General features: G+C 70.2%; 20 protein-coding genes. 14 read left to right on the top strand and 6 right to left on the bottom strand.

Annotation, left to right across the window (positions count from 1 at the left end):
* Nucleotides 1–18: 18 nt before the first annotated feature.
* Nucleotides 19–1,581 carry an NADH-ubiquinone oxidoreductase-F iron-sulfur binding region domain-containing protein gene (locus tag FIF60_RS04875; RefSeq protein WP_144184429.1) on the top strand — a complete coding sequence of 521 codons (1,563 nt, stop codon included), beginning with the start codon at nt 19–21 and terminating at the stop codon, nt 1,579–1,581.
* Nucleotides 1,578–4,397, top strand: coding sequence for a formate dehydrogenase subunit alpha (fdhF, locus tag FIF60_RS04870; protein WP_144184427.1), 2,820 nt, complete (start codon nt 1,578–1,580; stop codon nt 4,395–4,397). The genes FIF60_RS04875 and fdhF overlap by 4 nt, the downstream gene beginning before the upstream one ends.
* Here the strand turns inward: fdhF and FIF60_RS04865 are convergent.
* Nucleotides 4,325–5,074: an aspartate/glutamate racemase family protein gene (locus FIF60_RS04865; protein ID WP_144184425.1), complete on the bottom strand. Its 750-nt coding sequence runs from the start codon at nt 5,072–5,074 to the stop codon at nt 4,325–4,327. The two genes, fdhF and FIF60_RS04865, sit on opposite strands and share 73 nt — an antisense overlap.
* Nucleotides 5,075–5,300: 226 nt before the next feature.
* Between FIF60_RS04865 and FIF60_RS04860 the strand changes: the two genes are divergently transcribed.
* The 3 genes from FIF60_RS04860 (at nt 5,301) to FIF60_RS04850 (ending at nt 8,876) form a co-directional block, all read left to right on the top strand.
* Entirely contained in the window at nt 5,301–6,920 is a 1,620-nt protein-coding gene (locus FIF60_RS04860) for an ABC transporter substrate-binding protein (protein ID WP_144184423.1), read from the top strand.
* 62 nt (nt 6,921–6,982) lie between these two features.
* On the top strand, nt 6,983–7,936 hold the full coding sequence (locus FIF60_RS04855; protein WP_144184421.1) for an ABC transporter permease: 954 nt from the start codon (nt 6,983–6,985) through the stop codon (nt 7,934–7,936).
* 13 nt (nt 7,937–7,949) lie between these two features.
* Complete coding sequence (locus tag FIF60_RS04850; protein WP_144184418.1) at nt 7,950–8,876, top strand: ABC transporter permease; 927 nt, start codon at nt 7,950–7,952, stop codon at nt 8,874–8,876.
* On the opposite strand, the gene FIF60_RS04845 is transcribed toward FIF60_RS04850, so the two are convergent.
* Complete coding sequence (locus FIF60_RS04845; protein WP_144184416.1) at nt 8,827–9,792, bottom strand: LysR family transcriptional regulator; 966 nt, start codon at nt 9,790–9,792, stop codon at nt 8,827–8,829. The genes FIF60_RS04850 and FIF60_RS04845 overlap by 50 nt on opposite strands.
* Nucleotides 9,793–9,909: 117 nt before the next feature.
* On the opposite strand from FIF60_RS04845, the gene FIF60_RS04840 reads away from it, so the two are divergent.
* The 3 genes from FIF60_RS04840 to FIF60_RS04830 are packed head-to-tail and all read left to right on the top strand — an operon-like array spanning nt 9,910 to nt 12,048.
* A complete protein-coding gene (locus FIF60_RS04840) occupies nt 9,910–10,458 on the top strand; it encodes a carboxymuconolactone decarboxylase family protein (protein WP_204251112.1) in 549 nt (182 codons plus the stop codon).
* A gap of 11 nt (nt 10,459–10,469) precedes the next feature.
* On the top strand, nt 10,470–11,096 hold the full coding sequence (locus FIF60_RS04835; RefSeq protein WP_144184414.1) for a pyridoxamine 5'-phosphate oxidase family protein: 627 nt from the start codon (nt 10,470–10,472) through the stop codon (nt 11,094–11,096).
* Between the two features lie 31 nt (nt 11,097–11,127).
* Nucleotides 11,128–12,048: an AEC family transporter gene (locus tag FIF60_RS04830; RefSeq protein ID WP_144184412.1), complete on the top strand. Its 921-nt coding sequence runs from the start codon at nt 11,128–11,130 to the stop codon at nt 12,046–12,048.
* A 3-nt stretch (nt 12,049–12,051) separates the two neighbouring features.
* On the opposite strand, the gene FIF60_RS04825 is transcribed toward FIF60_RS04830, so the two are convergent.
* The gene (locus FIF60_RS04825) at nt 12,052–12,831 is read right to left on the bottom strand and encodes a helix-turn-helix domain-containing protein (RefSeq protein ID WP_144184410.1); all 780 of its coding nucleotides are present in this window, start codon (nt 12,829–12,831) and stop codon (nt 12,052–12,054) included.
* A gap of 111 nt (nt 12,832–12,942) precedes the next feature.
* On the opposite strand from FIF60_RS04825, the gene FIF60_RS04820 reads away from it, so the two are divergent.
* Together FIF60_RS04820 and FIF60_RS04815 are read left to right on the top strand one after the other, a co-directional pair.
* On the top strand, nt 12,943–13,332 hold the full coding sequence (locus tag FIF60_RS04820) for a hypothetical protein (RefSeq protein WP_144184408.1): 390 nt from the start codon (nt 12,943–12,945) through the stop codon (nt 13,330–13,332).
* Complete coding sequence (locus tag FIF60_RS04815; protein WP_144184406.1) at nt 13,329–13,685, top strand: DUF1330 domain-containing protein; 357 nt, start codon at nt 13,329–13,331, stop codon at nt 13,683–13,685. Before FIF60_RS04820 ends, FIF60_RS04815 begins: the two co-directional genes overlap by 4 nt.
* On the opposite strand, the gene FIF60_RS04810 is transcribed toward FIF60_RS04815, so the two are convergent.
* Entirely contained in the window at nt 13,660–14,946 is a 1,287-nt protein-coding gene (locus FIF60_RS04810) for a cystathionine gamma-synthase family protein (RefSeq protein ID WP_144184404.1), read from the bottom strand. The two genes, FIF60_RS04815 and FIF60_RS04810, sit on opposite strands and share 26 nt — an antisense overlap.
* A 156-nt stretch (nt 14,947–15,102) precedes the next feature.
* On the opposite strand from FIF60_RS04810, the gene FIF60_RS04805 reads away from it, so the two are divergent.
* Nucleotides 15,103–15,561, top strand: coding sequence for a DoxX family protein (locus FIF60_RS04805; RefSeq protein ID WP_158639064.1), 459 nt, complete (start codon nt 15,103–15,105; stop codon nt 15,559–15,561).
* Nucleotides 15,562–15,573: 12 nt separating this feature from the next.
* Nucleotides 15,574–16,701 (top strand): OpgC domain-containing protein, encoded by a 1,128-nt coding sequence (gene opgC / locus FIF60_RS04800; protein WP_144184400.1) that lies wholly within the window; start codon nt 15,574–15,576, stop codon nt 16,699–16,701.
* On the opposite strand, the gene FIF60_RS04795 is transcribed toward opgC, so the two are convergent.
* Complete coding sequence (locus tag FIF60_RS04795) at nt 16,676–18,076, bottom strand: helix-turn-helix domain-containing protein (protein ID WP_144184398.1); 1,401 nt, start codon at nt 18,074–18,076, stop codon at nt 16,676–16,678. The two genes, opgC and FIF60_RS04795, sit on opposite strands and share 26 nt — an antisense overlap.
* Nucleotides 18,077–18,250: 174 nt before the next feature.
* Here FIF60_RS04795 and aceA point away from each other — a divergent pair, with 174 nt between their 5' ends.
* Nucleotides 18,251–19,624, top strand: coding sequence for an isocitrate lyase (aceA, locus tag FIF60_RS04790; RefSeq protein ID WP_456305140.1), 1,374 nt, complete (start codon nt 18,251–18,253; stop codon nt 19,622–19,624).
* 75 nt (nt 19,625–19,699) lie between these two features.
* Here the strand turns inward: aceA and FIF60_RS04785 are convergent, their stop codons facing one another.
* Nucleotides 19,700–20,323, bottom strand: a complete 624-nt coding sequence (locus FIF60_RS04785; RefSeq protein WP_144184396.1) for a DUF3108 domain-containing protein — start codon at nt 20,321–20,323, stop codon at nt 19,700–19,702.
* Nucleotides 20,324–20,457: 134 nt separating this feature from the next.
* Between FIF60_RS04785 and FIF60_RS04780 the strand changes: the two genes are divergently transcribed.
* A complete protein-coding gene (locus FIF60_RS04780) occupies nt 20,458–21,084 on the top strand; it encodes a glutathione S-transferase family protein (protein ID WP_144184394.1) in 627 nt (208 codons plus the stop codon).
* Nucleotides 21,085–21,196: the final 112 nt, after the last annotated feature.

Raw genomic sequence — 21,196 nt, 5'->3', positions numbered from 1 at the left:
GCCGCGGGAGGAACCGCCATGGCAGCGGACAGGGCGCGGACGCCGAGGAGCGGCCCGCGCGGCGAGGCGCTGGATGCGATCGCGCTCGCTGAGGTGACAGACGCGCTCGGCGACATGCCGCGCCGGCCCGACATGATGATTGAGGCATTGCACGCGGTGCAGGGCCGCTTAGGCGCGATCCGCCGCGGCCATCTCCGCGCGCTTGCCGAGGCGTTCGGCGTGCCGCATGTCGTGCCCTTCGAGGCGGCGAGCTTCTATGCGCATTTCGACCTGATCGACGACCACGCCGATGTACCGCCCGAAACGATCCGGGTCTGCACCGGCCTGCCCTGCGCGATGGCCGGCGCCTCTGCCCATCGCGAGCGGCTCCGTGCGGCGCATCCCGGTGCGCGGATCATCGATGCCCCTTGCATGGGCCTGTGCGACCATGCGCCTGCGCACGAGCAGGAGGGAGCGCCATTTCCCGCGCCGCCGCCGCGCCCCTACGCGGCGCTCACCGCCGCGCCTGTCGATCCCGAGGCGCTTGCCGCTCTCGTCGAACGCGCGGGGCTCCGCGGCATGGGTGGGGCGGGGTTTCCAGCCGCGCGCAAATGGCGGCTCGTCCGCGCGAACCCCGGGCCGCGCCATCTCGTGGTCAACGCCGATGAGGGCGAGCCTGGCACCTTCAAGGACCTGTGGTGCCTCGAGCGCGACATGCACCGCGTCCTCGAAGGCATGCTGATCGCCGCGCGCGCCGTCGAGGCTGAGGCATGCTGGATGTATCTCCGCGACGAGTACCGCCACCTTATCCCGGCGCTGCGGCAGGCGATCGCCGACATTCCCGCCGGCGGCTTCGGCGGCGCGATCCATCTCCGCCGTGGCGCGGGCGCCTATATCTGCGGCGAGGAGACGGCGCTGCTCGAAAGCCTCGAGGGCCGCCGGGGCTATCCGCGCCACAAGCCGCCGTTTCCCGGCCAGAAGGGCCTGTTCGGCCAGCCGACGCTGATCCACAACATCGAGACGCTGTGGTGGCTGCCGGAGATCGTCTCCGGCGGCGCCGAGGCCTTCGCCGCGCAGGGGCTGAACGGCCATGCGGGGCGTCGGCTCTACTCCGTGTCGGGGCGCGTGCGCGCCCCCGGCGTGAAGGACGCGCCCGTCGGCATCACCGCGCGCGCGTTGATCGAGCAGCATGCGGGCGGAATGGCGGAAGGGCACCGCTTCCTGGCCTATCTTCCGGGCGGCGCCTCGGGCGGAATCCTGCCGGCTGCGATGGCCGACCTGCCGCTCGGCTTCGGCGCGCTCGAGAAGCATGGCTGCTTCGTCGGCTCGGGCGCCGTGATCGTCCTGTCGGACCACGATGATCTCGCCGAGGCAGCGCGCAACCTGCTGCGCTTCTTCCGGGACGAGAGCTGCGGGCAGTGCACGCCCTGCCGCGTCGGCACGGCGAAGGCCGTTGCGCTGCTCGACGCGCCGGCGTGGGACCGGCCGTTGCTTGCCGAGCTCGCCACCGCGATGGCGGACGGCTCGATCTGCGGCCTCGGCCAGGCGGCGTTGAACCCGGTTCTCACGCTGATGCGCCACATGCCGGAGAGCATTCCGTGAGCGTCACGTTCACGCTGGACGGAGAGAGCGTCACCGCCGTGCCGGGCGAGACGATCTGGCAGGTCGCACAGCGCCGCGGCACGGAGATACCGCATCTCTGCCACCTGCCGAAGCCTGGCTACCGTCCCGATGGCAACTGCCGCGCCTGCCTTGTCGAGATTGAGGGCGAGCGCGTGCTCGGCGCCTCCTGCATCCGCACGCCTGCCGAGGGCATGGTGGTGCGCACGGCGAGCGCGCGCGCGGCGCGGGCGAGGCGGATGGTGTTCGAGCTCCTGCTCGCCGACCAGCCGGAGACGCTGCGCGACCCGCTTGGCCCGTTCGCGCGCTTCGCCGGCGAACTCGGCGTCACGGAAAGTCGCTTCCCGCGCACCACACCGCCGCCGGAGCCTGACGCGAGCCACCCCGCGATGCTCGTCCAGCTCGATGCCTGCATCGCCTGCGGGCTCTGCGAGCGCGCCTGCCGCGAGGTGCAGCACAACGACGTGATCGGGCTCGCGCATCGCGGTGCCGATGTGCGCGTGGTGTTCGACGCGGGCCTGCCGATGGGCGGAAGCACCTGCGTGGCCTGCGGCGAATGCGTCCAGGCCTGCCCGACGGGCGCGCTGCTTGCCGCGAGCGTGGTCGTCAACGGCGTGCGCGCAGTCGAGCCCGAGCGCGTCGTCGACAGTGTCTGCCCCTATTGCGGCGTCGGCTGCCAGGTCGCGTTCCATGTCGATGAGGACCGCATCGTCGAGGTGCGCGGGCGCGAGGGGCCGTCGAACCAAGGGCGGCTCTGCGTGAAGGGCCGGTTCGGGTTCGACTATGTGCGCCACCCCGAGCGGCTGACCGTTCCGCTCGTGCGCATCGACGGCGCAGCGAAGGACCCGCGCGATTCAGACACGCCTGCCGCAGCGCGCGCGAAGTTCCGCGAGGCGAGCTGGGACGAGGCGCTCGAGCGCGCCGCTGCGGGCTTGCGGCGCGTGCGAGACCGTGACGGGCCAGACGCGCTCGCGGGCTTCGGCAGCGCCAAGGGCTCGAACGAGGAAGCCTATCTCTTCCAGAAGCTCGTGCGCACGGGGTTCGGAACGAACAACGTCGATCACTGCACGCGGCTCTGCCACGCCGCCTCGGTCGCCGCATTGCTCGAGGGCATCGGCAGCGGTGCCGTGACCGCGCCGTTCACCGCCGTGGCCGATGCCGAGTTCATCCTGATCATCGGCGCGAGCCCCGCGGTGAACCACCCCGTGGCGGCGACCTTCATCAAGGACGCCGCCGCGCGCGGTGCGACACTCGCGATCGCCGACCCGCGGCCTACGCCGCTCGACAGGTTCGCGCGCCACGTCCTGCGCTTCCGGCCCGGTGCCGATGTCGCGCTTCTGAACGCGATGCTGCACGTGATCGTCGCAGAACGTCTGTACGACGAAGCCTTCGTCGCGGCCCGCACGGAGGGGTTCGAGGCGCTCGCCGGGCACGTCCGCGGCTTCGCGCCCGAGGCGATGGCGCCGATCTGCGGCGTCGCCGCGGAGGAGATCCGCACCGTGGCGCGCGCCTATGCGACCTCGCGCGCCTCGATCATCCTCTGGGGCATGGGCATCAGCCAGTCGGTGCACGGAACCGACAATGCGCGCGCGCTCGTTGCCCTCGCGCTGCTCTGCGGCCATGTCGGCAGGCCGGGAACGGGGCTGCATCCGTTGCGAGGACAGAACAACGTCCAGGGTGCGTCCGATGCCGGGCTCATCCCGATGATGCTGCCCGACTATCACCGCGTTGCCGATGACGCCGCGCGACGCGAAGCGGAGGCGCTGTGGGGCGTCGAGATTTCGGCCGAGCCGGGTCTCACCGTGGTCGAGATCCTGCATGCGGCCGAGGAGGGCTCGATCAGGGCGATGCTGATCATGGGCGAGAACCCGGCGATGAGCGACCCCGATGCAGCGCATGCGCGCTCCGCACTTGCCTCGCTCGAGCACCTGGTGGTGCAGGACCTGTTCCTGACCGAAACCGCCGCGCTCGCCGATGTCGTGCTGCCTGCCTCGGCCTGGCCGGAGAAGACCGGAACGGTCACCAACACCAACCGCCAGGTTCAGATGGGCCGCGCCGCGCTCGCCGTGCCGGGCGAGGCGCGGCAGGATCTCTGGATCCTCGTCGAGCTCGCCCGCCGCCTCGGCCTCGCGTGGGAGCACCGGCCCGTCTCGGAGGTGTACGCCGAGATGGCGCAGCTCATGCCGTCGCTCGCCAACATCCCGTGGGAGAGGGTCGAGCGCGAAGGCTCCGTCACCTATCCCGCGCCGACGCCTGGCGCGCCAGGCGAGGAGATCGTCTTCGCCGACCGGTTCCCGACATCGAGTGGTCGTGCACGCCTCGTGCCCGCAGCGCTGTCCGACCCCGCCGAGCTTCCCGATTCTGCCTATCCCTTCATCCTGACGACGGGGCGGCAGCTCGAGCATTGGCATACCGGAACGATGACGCGCCGCACCGCGGCCCTCGATGCGCTCGAGCCCTCGCCAACGCTCAGCCTCGCGCCAGCCGACATTCGCCGCCTCGGGCTGAAGCCGGGTGGGCTCGCGCGCGTCACGACGCGGCGGGGGGAGATCGTGCTTGCGGTGCGCGCCGCACCGGGCCTGCCGGATGGCCTCGCCTTCATCCCCTTCGCTTATCGCGAGGCAGCGGCGAACCTGCTGACACACCCCGCGCTCGACCCGATTGCACACATCCCAGGATTCAAGCACTGCGCGGCGCGCATCGAGCGGGCCGATCGCGCAGCCGGTCAGCCCCCGGCGAGCAGGCGCGAGAGTGCGTCGCTCAGCCCCGTGACAGGCGAAGGAGGCGGGGCGGCATAGGAACCCGCGGAAGGCGCGGAAGGGCCGAGGCGGGCGAGCATCATCGCCTGGGAGAGGCCTGCGGCGAGGCTGTCGAGCACGGGAACGGGCACGCGCGCGGCGATCCTCCCCGAAAGCCCCGCGAGGCCGGCGCCGCCGAGGATGACGACCTCCGCGCCGTCCTCCACCAGAGCCGAGGCTTCGCGGGCGAGCCCGGCGACGGCGCCATCGGGGTCGGCGGCGATCTCCGCCCCCGTCTGCGGCACGGCGCGGATGATCGTCCTGCCGCCCAGGCCGATGGCGGCGAAGTATTCGCCGAGCATCGGCACCCACCGTTCCCCGCCCGTCAGCACGCCGATGCGCCCGCCGAGCGAGGCTGCGGCAAGCAGGCTCGCCTCCGCCATGCCAGCGACGGGAACGGGAGCGAGCTCGCGCAGCGCCGCGAGGCCCGGGTCGCCGAAGCAGGCGAGCAGGACGGCATCGGGCGGTGCGGCAGCCGAGGCGAGGTGGGCGGCGAAGGCATCGAGCGTGGCATGGGCGGCGATGGTCGCGGCCGCGCGCGTCGTGATGTAGCGCGCGCCGAACCGGGCCGTCGCCTGCTCGATCGTCACGCTGTCGCCGGCCATGGGCGCGGCGAGGGCGGCCATGCGCGCGGTGATGGCGGCATCGGTGTTGGCGTTGAGCAGGAGGAGGCGCATGGGAGGCACCGGCGCTGGATTGCAGGGCAGGTTGCCCAGGGGTTGGGCAGAATCGCCCCGCTTCCTGCTGCCTCGCAAGCCCCGAAGCGGGTCGAGGCTGGCACGCGCCTTGCCAGACCCATCGCGGGTTGCACCCGATACGCTGGCATTTCGTCGCGCGACCCATCACGATGTTCCGGCAGCGGCCACCACGAGCCGCATCGACCGGAAAGCAGGGAGAGCATTGATGACGATGACACGCTCGACGCTTCTCGCCGCGAGCCTTGCCGCCCTGATCGCGGCAGCGCCGGGCGCGGCACTCGCCCAGGGAACGATCCGCATCGGCATGACGGCGGCGGACATCCCGCTGACGCACGGCCAGCCGGACCAGGGGTTCGAGGGCAACCGCTTCACCGGCATTCCGCTCTACAACGCGCTCGTCGAGTGGGACCTCACGCGGGGCGACCGCGCGACGCCGCTTCGCCCGGGGCTTGCCACCGAGTGGGCTGTCGACGCGGCCGACAAGACGAAGTGGGTGTTCAGGCTGCGCCAGGGCGTGAAGTTCCACGACGGGTCGGACTTCAACGCCGACGCCGTGGTGTGGAACGTCCGCAAGGTGCTCGACCGCGAGGCGCCGCATTTCGACCCGCGCCAGGTGGGCGTGACCGCGACGCGCATGCCGACGCTGCGCCGCGCGGAGAAGATCGACGACTACACCGTCGCGCTCTACACCTCCGAGCCGGACAGCCTTCTGCCGATCAACCTCACCAACCTCTTCTTCGCGAGCCCGAGGCACTGGGACGCAAAGCGCGCCGGCGCGGCCTCGCCCGAGGCGGCATGGAACGCCTTCGCGGCAGATCCTTCCGGTACCGGTCCGTTCCGGATGGTGCGGTTCGTGCCGCGCGAGCGTGCCGAGTACGTCCGCTTCGACGGCTACTGGGGCGAGAAGGCGAAGGCCGAGCGCATCGTCCTTCTGCCGATCCCCGAGGCCAATGCGCGCACCGCAGCGCTTCTCTCGGGCCAGGTGGACTGGATCGAGGCGCCGGCGCCCGATGCGCTGCCGCAGCTCCGGTCGCGCAACATGCGGATCGAGCAGAACGCCCAGCCGCATGTGTGGCCCTGGCAGCCCTGTTTCGCAGAAGGCTCGCCGCTGGCTGACAGGCGCGTCCGCCAGGCGATCAACCTCGGCATCGACCGCGAGGGGCTGAAGACGCTGCTCGGCGGGCTGATGGTGCCGGCCGTCGGATCGGTGCCGCCGGGCCACCCCTGGTGGGGCAACCCGTCCTTCCAGATCAAGCATGACCCGGAAGCCGCGAAGCGGCTTCTCGCCGAGGCAGGCTACGGGCCGCAGCGGCCGCTGACCATCAAGGTCCAGATCAGCGCCTCCGGCTCGGGCCAGATGCAGCCCTTGCCGATGAACGAGTTCGTGCAGCAGAACCTCAAGGAGATCGGTGTCAACGTCGAGTTCGACGTGATCGAGTGGAACGCGCTGTTCACCAACTGGCGGCGCGGCTGCAAGGACGCCTCCGCCCGCGGCGCGCACGCGATCAACGTGTCCTTCGCGGCGATGGACCCGTTCTTCGCCATGGTGCGGTTCTGGGACAGCAAGATGGCCCCGCCCACCTCGAACAACTGGGGCTTCTTCAGCGACCCCAAGTTCGACGAGATGGTCGCTGCCGCGCGCAACGCGTTCGAGCCCGAGGCGCGCGACGCGGCGCTTGCGAAGCTGCATGCCGCCGGCGTGGACGAGGCGCTGTTCATCTGGATCGCGCATGACGTGTCGCCGCGCGCGATGAGCCAGCGTGTGCGTGGCTTCGTCCAGCCGCAGAGCTGGTTCGTCGACCTGACGCTTCCGTACATCCAGTGACGAAGAGAGGGGCCCCGCAATCCGTGCGGCGTGCGGGGCCCCCTCGCTACGGTCACCGCTGAATGCTGATCTATCTCGTCCGGCGCATCCTCTACGCGATCCCGATCGCTCTTTCTGTCGGGCTCGTCTGCTTCCTGCTGGTGCACATCGCACCGGGAGACCCGATCAACGCGATCGTTCCGGCCGATGCGCCGCAGGACCTCGTCGAGCAGATCCGCCGCGACTATGGGCTCGACCGGCCGCTGCCGATCCAGTTCGGCGTCTGGCTCGGCAAGGTGGCGACAGGCGATCTCGGCAATAGCCTCGCCACCGGCCGGCCCGTCTGGGCCGACCTGTCGGTCGCCGTGGTCAACACGCTCAGGCTCGCGCTCACCGCCGCGCTGATCGGCTTCGTGCTCGGCTGCATCTTCGGCGGGCTTGCCGGCTCCTTCCAGGGCACCGCGATCGACAAGATCGCCGTCTCGCTCGCCGTCACCGGCGTGTCGGTGCCGCATTACTGGCTCGGCATGGTTCTGGTGATCCTGTTCAGCGTGAACCTGAACTGGCTTCCCGCAATGGGCGCCGGGCCTGGCGGCTCGAGCGACTGGGTGTGGGACTGGGAGCACATCAGCCACCTTGTGCTTCCTGCCGTGACGCTCTCGGTGATCCCGATGGGGATCGTGACGCGCACCGTACGCGGCATCGTCGCCGAGATCCTGAACCAGGACTTCATCCAGACGCTCCGCGGCAAAGGCCTCTCGCGAAGCGGCATCTTCTGGCACGTGGTGAAGAACGCCGCGCCGAACGCCATCGCCGTGATCGGGCTCCAGCTCGGCTACCTGATGGGCGGCTCCATCCTGGTCGAGACCGTGTTCTCCTGGCCCGGCACGGGGTTCCTGCTCAACAGCGCGATCTTCCAGCGCGACCTGCCGGTGCTGCAGGGAACCATCCTCGTGCTCGCGATGTTCTTCGTCGCGCTGAACCTCGTCGTCGATCTCGTGCAGACGGCGCTCGACCCGCGCATCAAGCGGGCCTGAGGAGGGGGAGCGCATGGCCGATGGCAGCACGACGGTGAGGGTCGAAGCATCTGCCGCTGCGGCGGAGCTCGCCGTGCAGGCGCGCGAGACGGCGATCCGCTCGCAGGGCTACTGGGCGGGGGTATGGAAGCGGCTTCGGCGCGACCCCGTGACCATCGCCTGCGCGCTGATCCTGCTCGCGATGCTCGGCGCCATCGTGTTCGCGCACCTGATTGCGCCGCACGACCCCTACCAGGGCAGCATGCTGCGCAGGCTTCGCCCCGTCGGCACGCCGAACTACCCCCTGGGCAGCGACGAGCTCGGCCGCGACATGCTGACGCGGCTTCTCTATGGCGGCCGGCTTTCCTGGTTCATGGGCATCACGCCCGTGTTCCTCGCCTTCCTGATCGGCACCACGCTCGGCGTGCTCGCGGGCTATGCCGGCGGCGGCGTGAACATGCTGATCATGCGCGGGACGGACGTGTTCTACGCCTTCCCCTCGGTGCTTCTCGCCATCGCCATCTCCGGCGCGCTGGGTGCGGGAACGCTGAACGCCATCCTCTCGCTCACCCTCGTGTTCATCCCGCCCGTGATCCGCGTGGCGGAAAGCGTCACGACGGGGGTGCGCAACCTCGATTTCGTCGAGGCGGCGAGGGCCTCCGGTGCGGGTGCCTTGACCATCATCCGCGTGCACATCCTCGGCAACGTGCTCGGGCCCATCTTCGTGTACGCGACGAGCCTCGTGTCGGTGTCGATGATCCTCGCCTCCGGCCTCTCCTTCCTCGGCCTCGGCGTGACGCCGCCCGAACCGGAATGGGGGCTGATGCTGAACACGCTGCGCACGGCGATCTACGTGAACCCGACCGTCGCGATGCTGCCCGGGGTATGCATCTTCGCGACCTCGATCTGCTTCAACCTCCTGTCCGACGGGTTGCGCCAGGCGATGGATGTGCGGGCGTGACGGCGGGTCCGAGCGCGCGCGCATAAGCGCCGAAGGCGTCAGCGATCCGCGGTGCGGCAAAGCCGATGAAGGCGCTGACGCGCGCCGGCGGGAAACGACCTGCGGTCTGAACGAGATGCGCCGGCACCGCCGGCGGGGAGAACGCGCCGAGCACCGGCACGAGTCTTCCTGATGCAATCGCGGGGGCGAGCATGTAGCAGAAGGCCGGCACGATCCCTTCGCCGGCTTCCGCCGCCGCGATCGCCGCTCCTGCATCGTTGACGGAAAGACGCGGCGTCAGCATGACGGCGTCGGCTCTTGCGCGTCCCCAGCGCCACTCTAGCGGGTCCGGCAGGGCGCTGAAGCCGATCATGTCGTGCACCGTAAGCGCGGACGGCGTGTCCGGCACGCCGCGGCGGGCGAGATAGGAGGGGCTCGCGGCCAGCACGCGCTGGGTCTGCCCGACCTTGCGGGTTAGGAGCGAACTGTCCGGTAGCGCGCCGATCCTCAGCGCGAGGTCGAGCCCTTCCTCGACGAGATCGACCACCCTGTCGGCAAGAAGCAGGCTCGCCGTCACGCGCGGCTCGGCGCGGAGGAAGGCGGCGACGATGCCGGCAAGATGCATTCGCCCGAAGGTGACAGGGCCTGTCAGGCGGAGCATGCCCTGGGGGGTGATTGCCGCGCCAGCCGCCTCGGCTTCCGCCTCGGCCATCGCGGTGATGACCGCTCGGGCGCGCGGCAGCAGCGCTGCCCCTGCGTCCGTCAGCGTCACGCGGCGCGTCGTGCGGAGGAAGAGGCGCACCCCGAGGTGCTGCTCGAGTTCCGCAATGACGCGGGTCACGGAAGGCGGCGCCAGGCCAAGCCGCCGCCCGGCGGCCGCAAGACCTCCTTCCTCCGCAACTGCGACGAAGAGCGTGAGCGCGTTGAGCCGGTCCATGATCATTCCGTATAACGGAATGATGTCTTGCGCCTACACCCAATTCCACTCGCCACCCCTGATGCGCATTTCTCCGGGCAAGGGGCGCCATGATGGCTGCCCAGGCAACGAGGTACGATGATGCAGACGATTCTCGCCCTGGCACTGGAAGACGCGCCGGAAGCCTCCCGTAGGCATTTCGCCGCTGTGCAGACAAAGCTGGGCCGCGTGCCCGCGATGATGCGCAGCATGGCGCATTCGCCGGCGCTGCTTGGCGGCTATCTGGCGCTTTCGGGCGCGCTGTCCGAGGCGCGGCTCGACGCGCCCATCCGGGAGCGCATCGCGCTTGCGCTCGCGGAGACGAGTCGCTGCGGCTACTGCCTCGCCGCCCACGTGGTGCTAGGCCGGATGGCCGGGCTCGCTCCCGAGGAGATCGATGCCGCACGGCGTGGCGTGTCTGGCGATGCCAAGGCAGAGGCCGCTCTTCGCCTAGCGCTCGCGATCAGGGAGCACACCGGCGACGTCGGCGCCCCCGCGCTCGCCGACGCCCGCGCGGCCGGCCTCGATGATGCCGAGATCGTCGAGATCGTCGGCGTGGTGGCGCTGAACCTGCTGACCAACATGTTCAACCGCCTGGCTGCGACCGAGATCGACTTCCCGAAGATCGCGCTCGCCGCGGCGGAGTGAGGAGGGGAGCGATGACAGCACGCTTCGGGGAAATCGCCTTCACCGACAGCGTTCGCGCGGTGCAGGCGGAAATGGGCAGTGCCGCTGCGTACGCCCGGGCAACCCGTGCGGAGGCCGCGCCCGATCGCCTCGGGCCGGCCGAGGCTGGGTTCATCGCCGAACGCGACACGATGTTCATCGCGTCCGTCGGCGAATCGGGCTGGCCGTACGTGCAGCATCGGGGCGCCAAGCCCGGCTTCATCCGCGTTCTCGACGACCGCACGCTTGGTTTCCTCGATCTTGCCGGCAATCGGCAGTACATCACGGTCGGCAATCTCGCGCGCGACGGGCGGGTGAGCCTGCTGCTGCTCGACTTCGCGCGGCGGCGAAGGCTGAAGGTCCTCGGGCATGCGCGCACCGTGGCGCTGGTGGAGGATCCCTTGCTTGCCGCACGCCTTGCGCTTCCTGGCTGGCGCGGGCGGGCGGAGCGTGCCGTGCTCGTCACGGTCGAGGCGTTCGACTGGAACTGCCCGGCTCACATTACGCCACGTTTCACCGTGGAGGAGGTGGAGGGGGCAACCGCACCGCTGCGTGCGCGCCTTGCCGTACTCGAGCAGGCACTCGTGGCTGCCGGGGTCCCGGTGCCCGACGTGACATGACGGCACGACGGCGGCGCGCTATCCCTCGCCGATGGACCGCGCTGCCATCGTCCTTGCCGCCATCCTGCCTGTCGCCGCGCTGATCGGCCTCGGCGCGCTTCTGCGGCGCGTGCCGGGGCTCGGCGATGCGTTCTGGGCAGGCGCAGAGCGGCTATGCTACCTCGTGCTGCTTCCCGCGCTTCTCGCCGTCGGGCTGGCGACGGCCGATCTCTCCGCCGTCCCGGTCGCCGCAATGGCGGGCGCGATCGTCCTCTCGCTCGTCGTGGTGGGCGCGGGGCTTGTCGCGGCCAAGCCGGCGATGCGCGTCGACGGCCCGACCTTCACCTCCGTGTTCCAGGGCGGCGTTCGCTTCAACAACTACATCGCCCTTGCCGTCGCCGCCGGGCTGCATGGCGCGCCGGGCGTGACGCTCGCCGCCGTCGCCACCGCCGCGATCGTGCCGACGGTGAACGTGATGTCGGTCCTCGTCTTCGCGCGTTTCGGAACGGCGCGGCCCACCGTGCTCGGCACGGCGAAGGCGCTCGCGACCAACCCGCTCATCCTCGCCTGCGCCATCGGCGGCGCGATCCAGCTGATCGGGGTTCCGCTTCCCGGCTTCGTTGTCTCCGCAGGCCGCTCGCTCGGCCAGGCGAGCCTGCCGATCGGGCTGCTCTGCGTCGGCGCTGCGTTCCAGCCGGCAGCGCTCTGGGCAAAGCCGCGCGCCGCGGCGATCTCGAGCGTGGCGAAGTTCGTCATCCTGCCGCTTGCCGTCTGGCTCGCCTGCCGCGGCTTCGGGGTGGGCGGCGCGGCGGCGGAGATCGCGCTTCTCTTCGCCTCGATGCCGACGGCCTCGTCGTCCTACATCCTCGCCCGGCAGCTCGGGGGCGACGCGCCGCTCATGGCCGGCATTACGACAGCGCAAACGATCGTCTCTGCGGCGACGATCCCGATCGCGCTCGCGCTCGGCGGCTGAACCTCAGCCCGTCAGAGCCGCGAGCGTCGCCGCGTCCTCCGGCAGGAAGGCCTCGATCGCGAGCTCGGACAGGGTCACCTCGCGCGGCGTGCCGAAGACCATCGAGGTCGAGAGGAAGCTCAGCACGCCGCTCGCCGTCCTGATCCGGAACGGAACGGCGAGGCCCTGCGCATGGCCCTCCTCCTCAGGCGGCGACGGATAGGAAGCGACCTCGGCGCGCAGGGCGGCGAGCGCGGCATCGCCCGTGTCGGCGATCTGGCGCGACAGCCGCGCGAGGAGATGGCCGCGCCACTCTCCGAGATTGACGATGCGCGGGGCGAGCCCTTCCGGGTGCAGCGTGAGCCTGAGCACGTTCACCGGCGGCTTGAGCAGCGCCTCTGCAGCGCCGGCAAGCAGAGGCGGCACGGCCGCATTCGCCGCGACGAGGTGCCAGTGCCGGTCGATCGCGACGGCAGGGAAGGGCGCGTGCGCCTCGAGGATGCGGGTGACCATCGCGCGCATCTGCGCAAGCGTCGGGTCGTCGAGGCCTCGCTCGGCGAAGGCGGGGGCGAAGCCGGCGGATAGCAGAAGCCGGTTGCGCTCGCGCAGCGGTATGTCGAGCTGCTCGGCGAGCCGCAGCACCATCTCGCGGCTCGGGCTCGCACGGCCCGTCTCGATATAGCTGAGGTGGCGGGAGGAGATGCCGCCTTCCAGCGCGAGCGCGAGTTGGCTCAGCCGCCGCCTCTCCCGCCAGCTTCGCAGAAGCGCTCCGAACTCGGTCCGCATATCCGTCGTGTCGGTCATCGCGTGAGCCTAGGGCGTCTCCGATGGCTTCTCCATGACCTCCGAGGTCATCGACGCGCGATGCGAGACCGCGGCATCACGGCCTCGTCCGAACCGCATGGAGACCGACCAATGACCAATCGTTCCACTTGGCTGAACACCGTTCTCGCCGTCGATGCCGCAAGCTGCGCGGGCCTCGGCGCGCTCTGCCTTGCCGCGCCAGGACTGCTCGCCCGGCTGTTCGGCCTGCCGCCGGCGCTGTCGCTCGCGGCGGGCGGCATCCTGCTCGCCTCCGCCATCGTGCTCGTCTATGCGGCGCGGTCGCGTCCGGTGCCGGGGTGGCTGCTCCGCCTGATCGTGCTGGGCAACGGCGCCTGGGTCGCGGCGAGCGTGGGCGTGCTCGCGCTCGTTCCGCTCAGCGGTCTTGGCATCGCCTTCGTGATCGGGCAGGCCGTGGCGGTCGCCGCGATCACCGTCGCGGAGGGGTGTTTCCTCCGCGCTCCGGCCGAGAGCGTGGCATGAACGGCGCGCGGCCCGGCTACGCCGTCGCCCAGCTTCGCCCCGCCGCGCTGCGTGACGAGGTCATCGCCTATCTGGAGCGGATCGACGCGACGCTCGCGCCGTTCGGCGGGCGATACCTCATCCACGGTGCCGCGCCGGAGGTGCTGGAAGGCGCCTGGCCATCGCATCTCGTGGTCATCGCCTTTCCCGATATCGATGCCGCGCGGGCGTGGTACTGCTCGCCGGCCTACCGGGCGATCCGGTCGCTGCGCACCGCGCACATCGAAGGCGATGTCGCGCTGCTCGAAGGCGTCGAGCCCGGCCATCGCGGCATCGATATCCTCGCGGCTACAGGGGCGCGAGCGCCTGGGTGAGATCGGCGACGAGGTCCTCGGCGTCCTCGATGCCGACGCTCAGGCGGATCGTCGCCGCCGAGAGCCCGATCGCCTCGCGCACCGCCTGCGGCACGCCCGAATGCGTCGTGCTCGCCGGGTGGCAGGCGAGGCTCTCGGTGCCGCCGAGCGAGACCGCAAGCTTGAACACGCGGAGGCGGTTCAGCACCGCGAAGGCCTCGCTCTGCCCGCCGCGCACGTCGAAGCTGAAGGTCGAGCCGGGAGCGGAACATTGCGCGGCGTAGACTGCAGCAGCGGGGCTGCCGGAGGCCAGCGCGCCCAGATCATGCACCTTCATCACGGCGTGGTGCGTGCGCAGGAAGCCTGCCACCGTCTTGGCGTTGCGCACGGCGGCCCGCATCCTGAGGCTGAGCGTCTCGAGCGAGCGGCCGAGCATCCAGCAGGAATGCGGATCGAGCTGCGTGCCGATGGCGCTGCGCATCGCTCGCACGGGCTTCATCGCCGCGCGCGCGCCGAGGGCCGCGCCGGCGACGAGGTCGGAATGGCCGCCGACATACTTCGTCAGCGAATAGAGCGAGAGGTCCGCCCCGTGCCGCAGCGGGTGCTGGAACAGCGGCCCGAGCAGCGTGTTGTCGACCATGATGATCGGCCGCGGCGCGCCGTGAGCCTCCGCCACTGCGTCGACGACGCGGCGGACGAGAGACAGATCGACGAGCGTGTTCAGCGGGTTCGACGGCGACTCGAGCAGCACGACCGAGAGCCTTCCCTTCGCCTGCGCCGCTTCGGCCGCATCGCGGATCGCCGCTTCGCTCATCCCCTCCGCGAAGCCCACCGCAGAGATGCCCCAGGGTGCGAGGGTGCGGGAGACGAGCGTCTCGGTTCCGCCATAGAGCGGCTGCGAGTGCAGGATGCAGTCTCCCGGCCTCGCGTACGCGAACAGTGCCGTCGCGATCGCCGCCATGCCTGAGGAGAACAGCGAGCAGGCCTCCGCCTCCTCGTAGATGCCAAGCCGGTCCTCGACGATCTCGCTGTTGGGATGGTTGAAGCGCGAATAGACGAGGCCCGCGCCTTCGCCCTCAGGAGGTTCCTTGCGGCCGGCGACCACGTCGAAGAAATCGCGCCCGTCCTCGGCCGAGCGGAACACGAAGGTGGACGTGAGGAACACCGGCGGCTTCACCGCGCCTTCCGAGAGCGCGGGGTCGTAGCCGTAGCCGAGCATCAGCGTCTCGGGCTTCAGGCGCCGGTTGCCGATGCGGTCCTTGTGGTAGCGGTCCTGCGACATAGGGCCCTCCTGGCCGCGAGCCTAGCGCAAACCGATGCTCGCAGAGGCGTGATGTTTCCGGCGCGTGACATCGTGCCGGGAGGGTAACCACGACGACGCGGCGGGCGAAGCCTGTGCAGCCATCGAGCGGATGGCCGCCTCCGCCGGAGCCCGATGATGAACCGCCGCGACACGTGCACGATCCTCTCCTGGATGACATGGCCCGCAGCGATCTGGATCGCCTACGAGTTCCTCTGGTACGAGCAGTACAAGCTGACCGGCAACGAAGGCTCGGTCCATCTCTTCACCATCCTGACCGACTGGCTCGGCTTTCCCGGCCACGAGAAGGTCATGCGCATCGGTGTTGGCATCATCGAGATCGTCGCATCCGTGCTTGTCGTGATTCCTGCGACGCGCATGGCCGGCGCGGCACTCGCCTTCTGCATTATGGCAGGAGCGATCTTCTTCCACGTCGTCAGCCCGCTCGGGATCGACCCCTACGGCGATGGCGGCGTGCTGTTCAAGGAGGCGGTGTTCACCCTGCTGATGGCGGCGGTCATCCTCTGGGTGAAGCGCGACGAGGGGGTGGCAGCGCTGGGCCGCCTGCGGTCCTGGCTGCAGCGCGCGGAAGCCTGACAGGTGACATCGATGCCCGCAGCGCCGCCGCGTCCGGCGCGCGATCCGCGGCTGGATGCGCTGCGCGGCCTGATGCAGCTGCAGATCTTCGTCAGCCACGTCGCGGGGAGTTGGTTTGGCGCCTGGGCGATCCACAGCGCCTGGGGGCTTTCCGACAGTTCGGAGCAGTTCGTGCTGCTCTCTGGCCTCGGCCTCGGTTCGCTGTTCGCCTATCGGGCGAGCCGCGACGGCATGCCTGCGGCGCGCGCCGATCTGCTTTCCCGGACGGTCCGGCTCTGGCGCATTCACCTGATCGTCTTCTTCCTGTTCGCCGCCCTCGTCGTCTGGTCGGATCGCGCCATGAAGCTGCCCGGCGAGATCGCCCGGTTGGGCTGGGTGTGGATGGCGGAGAGCCCGATCGCCGCCTCGCTCGCCGCGCCGACGATGCTCTACCAGCCGCGCTTCATGGACATCCTGCCGGTGTTCGTCTGGTGCATGCTGGCGCTGCCCGTCTTCATGGCGCTGGTTGCGCGCTCGCCATCCGCCGCACTCGGACTGTCCGGGCTTGTCTACGCGGCGGGCTTCTGGGGCGGGCTGCAGCTTCCCGGGTTGGGCGGCGAACCGATCGGCCTCAACCCGTTCACCTGGCAGGTTCTCTTCGCGATCGGCGCCGTGTGCGGCCGTCGCGCGCTGCTCGAGGGGCGCGTCCTGCCGCGCGGCGCGTGGGTGACGGGGCTCGCCGCGCTCGTTGTCCTCGCAGGTCTCTGGATCAGGCTTGGCTGGCGCGGGTGGCTGCCAGATGCCCTGCTTCTGCCGGTGCCCATGAACGATGGGGTGTTCGGCAAGCAGGATCTCGCCTTGCCGCGCATCCTGCACGCGCTCGCGCTCGCCGTGCTCGCTTCCCGCCTCACGGCGCGTGAGGGGGTGCTTGCGCGGCCGGTGTTCGTCCCTCTCCGCGCAGCGGGGCGGCACAGTCTCGAGGTGTTCTGCGTCGGGTTGTTCCTTTCCTGGGCGGGCGGCGTCGCGCTCCGTCTCGGCCAGGGCGCATTCTGGCTCGATGCGACCACGATCGCCGCAGGCATCGCAGCACTTCTCGGCTTTGCCGTATGGAAGGAGCGTGGCGTTGCCGCCGCGCTCAGCGCACTGCGGGTGCGAAGCTGAACGGCGAGGCGCCCTTCACCGCCGGGTCGAGCACCAGGCGGTGCGCGACGGGAGGAAAGGCGCGGCTTCTGCAGTTCGGACGCTCGCACAGCCGGCAGGAGAGGCCGATCTCCGTCACCGCCCGCTCGAGGTCGAGCCCGTCCGCGTACACCACGTCGCGCGCGTGGCCGATGTCGCAGCCCATCGCGATCACGTGCACCTCGGGCGGCTCGGGCCACGGCGCTGCCGGCCGGGCGAGTGCCTTGGCGAAGCAGAGGAAGGTCGCGCCGTCCGGCAGGCGCGCGACCTGGACTTGCACGCGGCCCTGCGTCGCGAAGGCCTGGTGCGGAACCCAGCGCGGGCAGGACCCGCCATAGCGCGCGAACGGAAACCCCGCGGCAGAGAATCGTTTCGTCACGTTGCCTGCGGCATCGGCTCGCAGGAAGAAGAAGGGGATGCCGCGCGCGCCTTCGCGCGAGAGCGTCGAGAGCCGGTGGCAGGCCTGCTCGAAGCCGACGCCGAAGCGGGCGGCCACCGCATCGACGTCATGCCGCAGCGCGCGCACGGCCGAGAGGAACGCTGCGTAGGGCATGAGGAGCGCGGCCGCGGCGTAGTTCAGCAGGCCGAAGCGGATCAGCGCCGCGCTCTCCTCGGTGCCTGGGGCGATGGTCGCCAACTCCGCCTCCACCACCTCGCCGGCCTCGATCAGCATCAGTTGGTAGGCCATCTGGAACCCGCGGCTTTCGCGGGGAAGCAGGTCGGAAAGGAAGAGCGTGCGCGTGGCCGCGTCGTAGCGGCGGATCTCGGGCTGCGCCTGCACGACGACCCGCATGTGGTGCGTGCGGCGGAGGCGCTCGGCGATGGCATGGTTCATCTCCGCCGGCAGCACCGCGCCGATCTCGCCACCGATCGCCTCCGCCGCGGCCTCGAGCGGCGGGAAGTGGTTCAGCCGCGCGTGGAACACGTCCCGCGCCTCCTCGGTCGGCAGCGTCACACGCGTGCCGGTCGGAAGCGCGATACCTGCGGCATCCTCGCGCGCGACGCGGAAGGCACGGTAGATCGCAAGCACGGCACGCGCGGCATTGGGCGCGGCATCGACGAGCGAGGAGACTTCCGCTTCCGGAACCTTCTCCGCGCCGAGAAGCGGGTCGAGGAAGGCTTCGCGGAGCGAGGCCTCCGTCTGCCGCTCCTCGGCGCCGCCGAGCGCGGCGAGGTCGACCTGGAAGAAGGTGGCGAGCTTCAGCAGCAGCGAGGCGGTGACGCCACGCTGGTCATGCTCGATCAGGTTCAGGTAGCTGCCGGAGATGCCGAGGGTTGCGGCAAGCGCCTGCTGCGTCATGCCCCGCTCTGTTCGCAGGCGGCGGATCGTCCGTCCGATCAGCGGTTTGCGTGCCATGGAACGCGCTCCGAACTTTTACATGTTTCACATTACCACGCAGTTTTCCGAAAAGCGACGCACCGCTTTGCTCATCTTCTTGCGCGAACCTGCTGGCGTTTCGCGACTGCAGCGTCAAACATTCACTTATCGCCCTCCCGAAAACCGAGGGATGTGCCAAGGAGTGAGACCGCCATGTCGATGATGAACTACCCGCGCGTCTACGCCCCAGAGGCCGGTGCCGGGCTTCCCGGCACCCCGCCTTCCTGGCTTGCCGAGCGTTTTGCCGGCATTCGGCGCGACTACACGCCGGAGGAGGTGGAACGGCTCTCGGGCCATGTGCGCATCCGCCACACGCTCGCCGAGATGGGGGCGCGGCGGCTCTGGCACCTGCTGAGGACCGAGCCCTTCGTGCCCACTCTCGGCGCGATGACGGGCAACCAGGCGCTTCAGCAGGTCAAGGCCGGGCTGAAGGCGATCTACCTTTCCGGCTGGCAGGTGGCGGCCGACGCCAACCACGCCGGCGAGATGTATCCCGACCAGTCGCTCTACCCCACGAACTCCGTGCCGATGGTGGTGCGGCGGATCAACAACGCGCTTCGCCGGGCCGACCAGGTGGCGAAGATGGAGGGAAAGGGGGACGAGACGCACTGGTTCGCGCCCATCATCGCCGACGCCGAGGCGGGGTTCGGCGGGCCTCTGAACGCGTTCGAGCTGATGAAGGCGATGATCGAGTCCGGCGCCGCAGGCGTGCATTTCGAGGACCAGCTCGCGTCCGAGAAGAAGTGCGGCCACATGGGCGGCAAGGTTCTCGTTCCGATCGCGACGCATATCCGCACGCTGAACGCCGCGCGGCTTGCCGCCGATGTCGAGGGCGTGCCGACGGTCCTGCTCTGCCGCACCGACAGCCACTCCGCCCAGCTTCTCACCGCCGACATCGACGAGCGTGACCGCCCGTTCCTGACAGGCGAGCGCACGGCGGAGGGCTTCTTCCGGATCAAGCCGGGCGTGGGCGTCGAGTACGCGATCGCGCGCAGCCTGGCCTACGCGCCCTATGCGGACCTGCTCTGGTGGGAAACGTCCGAGCCGAACATCGAGGAGGCGCGGCGCTTCGCGGAGGCGATCCACCGCGCGTTCCCCGGCAAGATGCTCGCCTACAACTGCTCGCCCTCGTTCAACTGGCGGAAGAAGCTCGCGCCGGACCGGATCGAGGCGTTCCAGCGGGAGATCGGCGCGATGGGCTACAAGTTCCAGTTCGTCACCCTGGCCGGCTTCCACAGCCTGAACCATTCGATGTTCCAGCTCGCGCGCGGCTATCGCGAGCGTGGCATGGCGGCCTACTCGGAACTGCAGCAGGCCGAGTTCGCCGCCGAGCCGATGGGCTACACCGCGACGCGCCACCAGCGCGAGGTCGGCACCGGCTATTTCGATGCCGTGTCGATCGCGATCACCGGGGGCGCATCCTCGACCACCGCGCTCAAGGGCTCGACGGAGGACGAGCAGTTCTTCGACGACCACGGCGCCAGGGGCGCTCCGCCCTCGCCGCTGCAGCGTGTGGCCGCGGAATGAGCCGATAGCGTATCGTTCTGCGGAGAACCCGCGATGATCGCGGCGGTGCGAGTGGGGCGCACCGCCGCAGCCCGTTCAGGGGCGGATCACCGCTGTCGCGCTCCAGCTCTGCAGGAAGGGCGAGCCCGGCGGCACGCCGCCGCGCACCACCTCGCCTCGCTGCTGGATGACGGTGCCGTCCTCGAGCACCCAGCGGTGCATCCGGACCTCCCAGGAGTTGAACCCGAAGCCACGGTCGCCGAGCTGCAGCCGCCACGTATCGAAGGTGCCGGCAGGGACGGTGATCGTCTCGCGGCCGACGACCTGCACGCTCACCGTCCACGCCTCGCCGTAGAAATCGTGCGTCAGCCAGGAGGCCGACTTGCCTGGCGCGAGGGGGAAGAGTGCGCGCAGCGCGGCGCGTTCCTCGCCCGGCGTGAAGCGGCTGAGTGCGGCGATGCTGAACAGCGCCCGCACCTCCTGCGTGCGCCCGCCCACGGTGAGGGAGATCAGGCAGACCTCCGCGTCGTCTGCCGCCACGCCGCGGTGGATGATCTCGCGCCCGTCGCTGCCGCGCACGGTCGTGCCCGGGGCGGGGCAGTGGAAGCCGGCCGGCGGCTCGCGCGCGGCCTGGACCTCCGCCGGGCTCGGACCCTGGGCGCAGCCGCCAAGTGCGGCGAGCGCCAGGGCAAGGCATGGAGCTGCAAGGCGTGACGTCATCGGTACCTTCTCCCCTGTCCCGGCGGGTTCGTTCCGCTACCAAACTAGCATCGCCCGAGTTCCGGAACAGCCCCCGATGACCGACGCGCCGGCCGCTGCTAGCGTCCCGCCGCCACACAAAGGAGACCGCAGCGATGGCAGAGCCCGTGACGATCTATGGCATTCCCCGTTCCCGCGCCTTCCGCAATCTCTGGGCGGCGGAGGAGGTGCGGCTCGACTACGTCCTGGAGCCGACGGATTTCGCCACCGGCGTGAAATCCTCCGCGTTCCAGGCGCTGAACCCGAATGCCAAGATCCCCGCTCTGAAGGACGGCGACCTCGTGCTGTGGGAGAGCCTCGCCATCAACCTCTACATTGCCCGCAAGTACGGCGAGGGCCTGTGGCCGGAGAAGGTCGAGGACGAGGGCCGCGTGTTCATGTGGACGCTGTGGACCGCGACCGAGCTCGAGCCGATTCAGATGCAGTGGGCCTACAACAGCTTCATCCGCCCGCCCGACCAGCGCGACCCGGCACTCGCAGCCGCGGGCGCCGAGGGGATGAAGAAGCCGTACGGCGTGCTGGAGGCGACGCTCGCCAAGGCCGGGCGCTACCTGCTCGGCAAGGACTTCACCGTCGCGGACCTCAACGTCGCGTCCGTCGCCTACTCGGCCTGGTTCAACAAGTATGACCTCTCGCCCTTCCCGAAGGTGAAGGCATGGCTCGACCTCTGCCTGGAGCGGCCGGCCGCGCGGCGGGCGCGGAACATGCGCGAGGCCGCGTGAGCGGAGCGTGCGCAGAGGCAGTCCGAGACGTCGCTGCCGTGACCTGGATGGCGCGGTTTCCGGGAACCGGAGCGGAGCGGCCTTGAAGGCCGGGAGCACCGGAATCGCAGGA

Origin of the sequence: Elioraea rosea (genome assembly GCF_007644105.1) — a bacterium.
GTDB lineage: Bacteria > Pseudomonadota > Alphaproteobacteria > Acetobacterales > Acetobacteraceae > Elioraea_A > Elioraea_A rosea.
The sequence above is the reverse complement of the archived record's forward strand: the minus strand, read 5'-3'. Positions and strand labels throughout refer to the sequence as shown.

Coding starts and splice junctions, on each gene's coding strand:
- FIF60_RS04825 (WP_144184410.1), bottom strand. CDS start 12,831: ATGACCGACACGACGGATATGCGGACCGAGTTCGGAGCGCTTCTGCGA.
- opgC (WP_144184400.1), top strand. CDS start 15,574: ATGCCCGCAGCGCCGCCGCGTCCGGCGCGCGATCCGCGGCTGGATGCG.
- FIF60_RS04830 (WP_144184412.1), top strand. CDS start 11,128: ATGGACCGCGCTGCCATCGTCCTTGCCGCCATCCTGCCTGTCGCCGCG.
- FIF60_RS04785 (WP_144184396.1), bottom strand. CDS start 20,323: ATGACGTCACGCCTTGCAGCTCCATGCCTTGCCCTGGCGCTCGCCGCA.
- FIF60_RS04860 (WP_144184423.1), top strand. CDS start 5,301: ATGACGATGACACGCTCGACGCTTCTCGCCGCGAGCCTTGCCGCCCTG.
- FIF60_RS04815 (WP_144184406.1), top strand. CDS start 13,329: ATGAACGGCGCGCGGCCCGGCTACGCCGTCGCCCAGCTTCGCCCCGCC.
- FIF60_RS04820 (WP_144184408.1), top strand. CDS start 12,943: ATGACCAATCGTTCCACTTGGCTGAACACCGTTCTCGCCGTCGATGCC.
- FIF60_RS04850 (WP_144184418.1), top strand. CDS start 7,950: ATGGCCGATGGCAGCACGACGGTGAGGGTCGAAGCATCTGCCGCTGCG.
- FIF60_RS04875 (WP_144184429.1), top strand. CDS start 19: ATGGCAGCGGACAGGGCGCGGACGCCGAGGAGCGGCCCGCGCGGCGAG.
- FIF60_RS04780 (WP_144184394.1), top strand. CDS start 20,458: ATGGCAGAGCCCGTGACGATCTATGGCATTCCCCGTTCCCGCGCCTTC.
- FIF60_RS04865 (WP_144184425.1), bottom strand. CDS start 5,074: ATGCGCCTCCTCCTGCTCAACGCCAACACCGATGCCGCCATCACCGCG.
- FIF60_RS04805 (WP_158639064.1), top strand. CDS start 15,103: ATGAACCGCCGCGACACGTGCACGATCCTCTCCTGGATGACATGGCCC.
- aceA (WP_456305140.1), top strand. CDS start 18,251: ATGTCGATGATGAACTACCCGCGCGTCTACGCCCCAGAGGCCGGTGCC.
- FIF60_RS04835 (WP_144184414.1), top strand. CDS start 10,470: ATGACAGCACGCTTCGGGGAAATCGCCTTCACCGACAGCGTTCGCGCG.
- FIF60_RS04845 (WP_144184416.1), bottom strand. CDS start 9,792: ATGGACCGGCTCAACGCGCTCACGCTCTTCGTCGCAGTTGCGGAGGAA.
- FIF60_RS04795 (WP_144184398.1), bottom strand. CDS start 18,076: ATGGCACGCAAACCGCTGATCGGACGGACGATCCGCCGCCTGCGAACA.
- FIF60_RS04840 (WP_204251112.1), top strand. CDS start 9,910: ATGATGCAGACGATTCTCGCCCTGGCACTGGAAGACGCGCCGGAAGCC.
- FIF60_RS04855 (WP_144184421.1), top strand. CDS start 6,983: ATGCTGATCTATCTCGTCCGGCGCATCCTCTACGCGATCCCGATCGCT.
- FIF60_RS04810 (WP_144184404.1), bottom strand. CDS start 14,946: ATGTCGCAGGACCGCTACCACAAGGACCGCATCGGCAACCGGCGCCTG.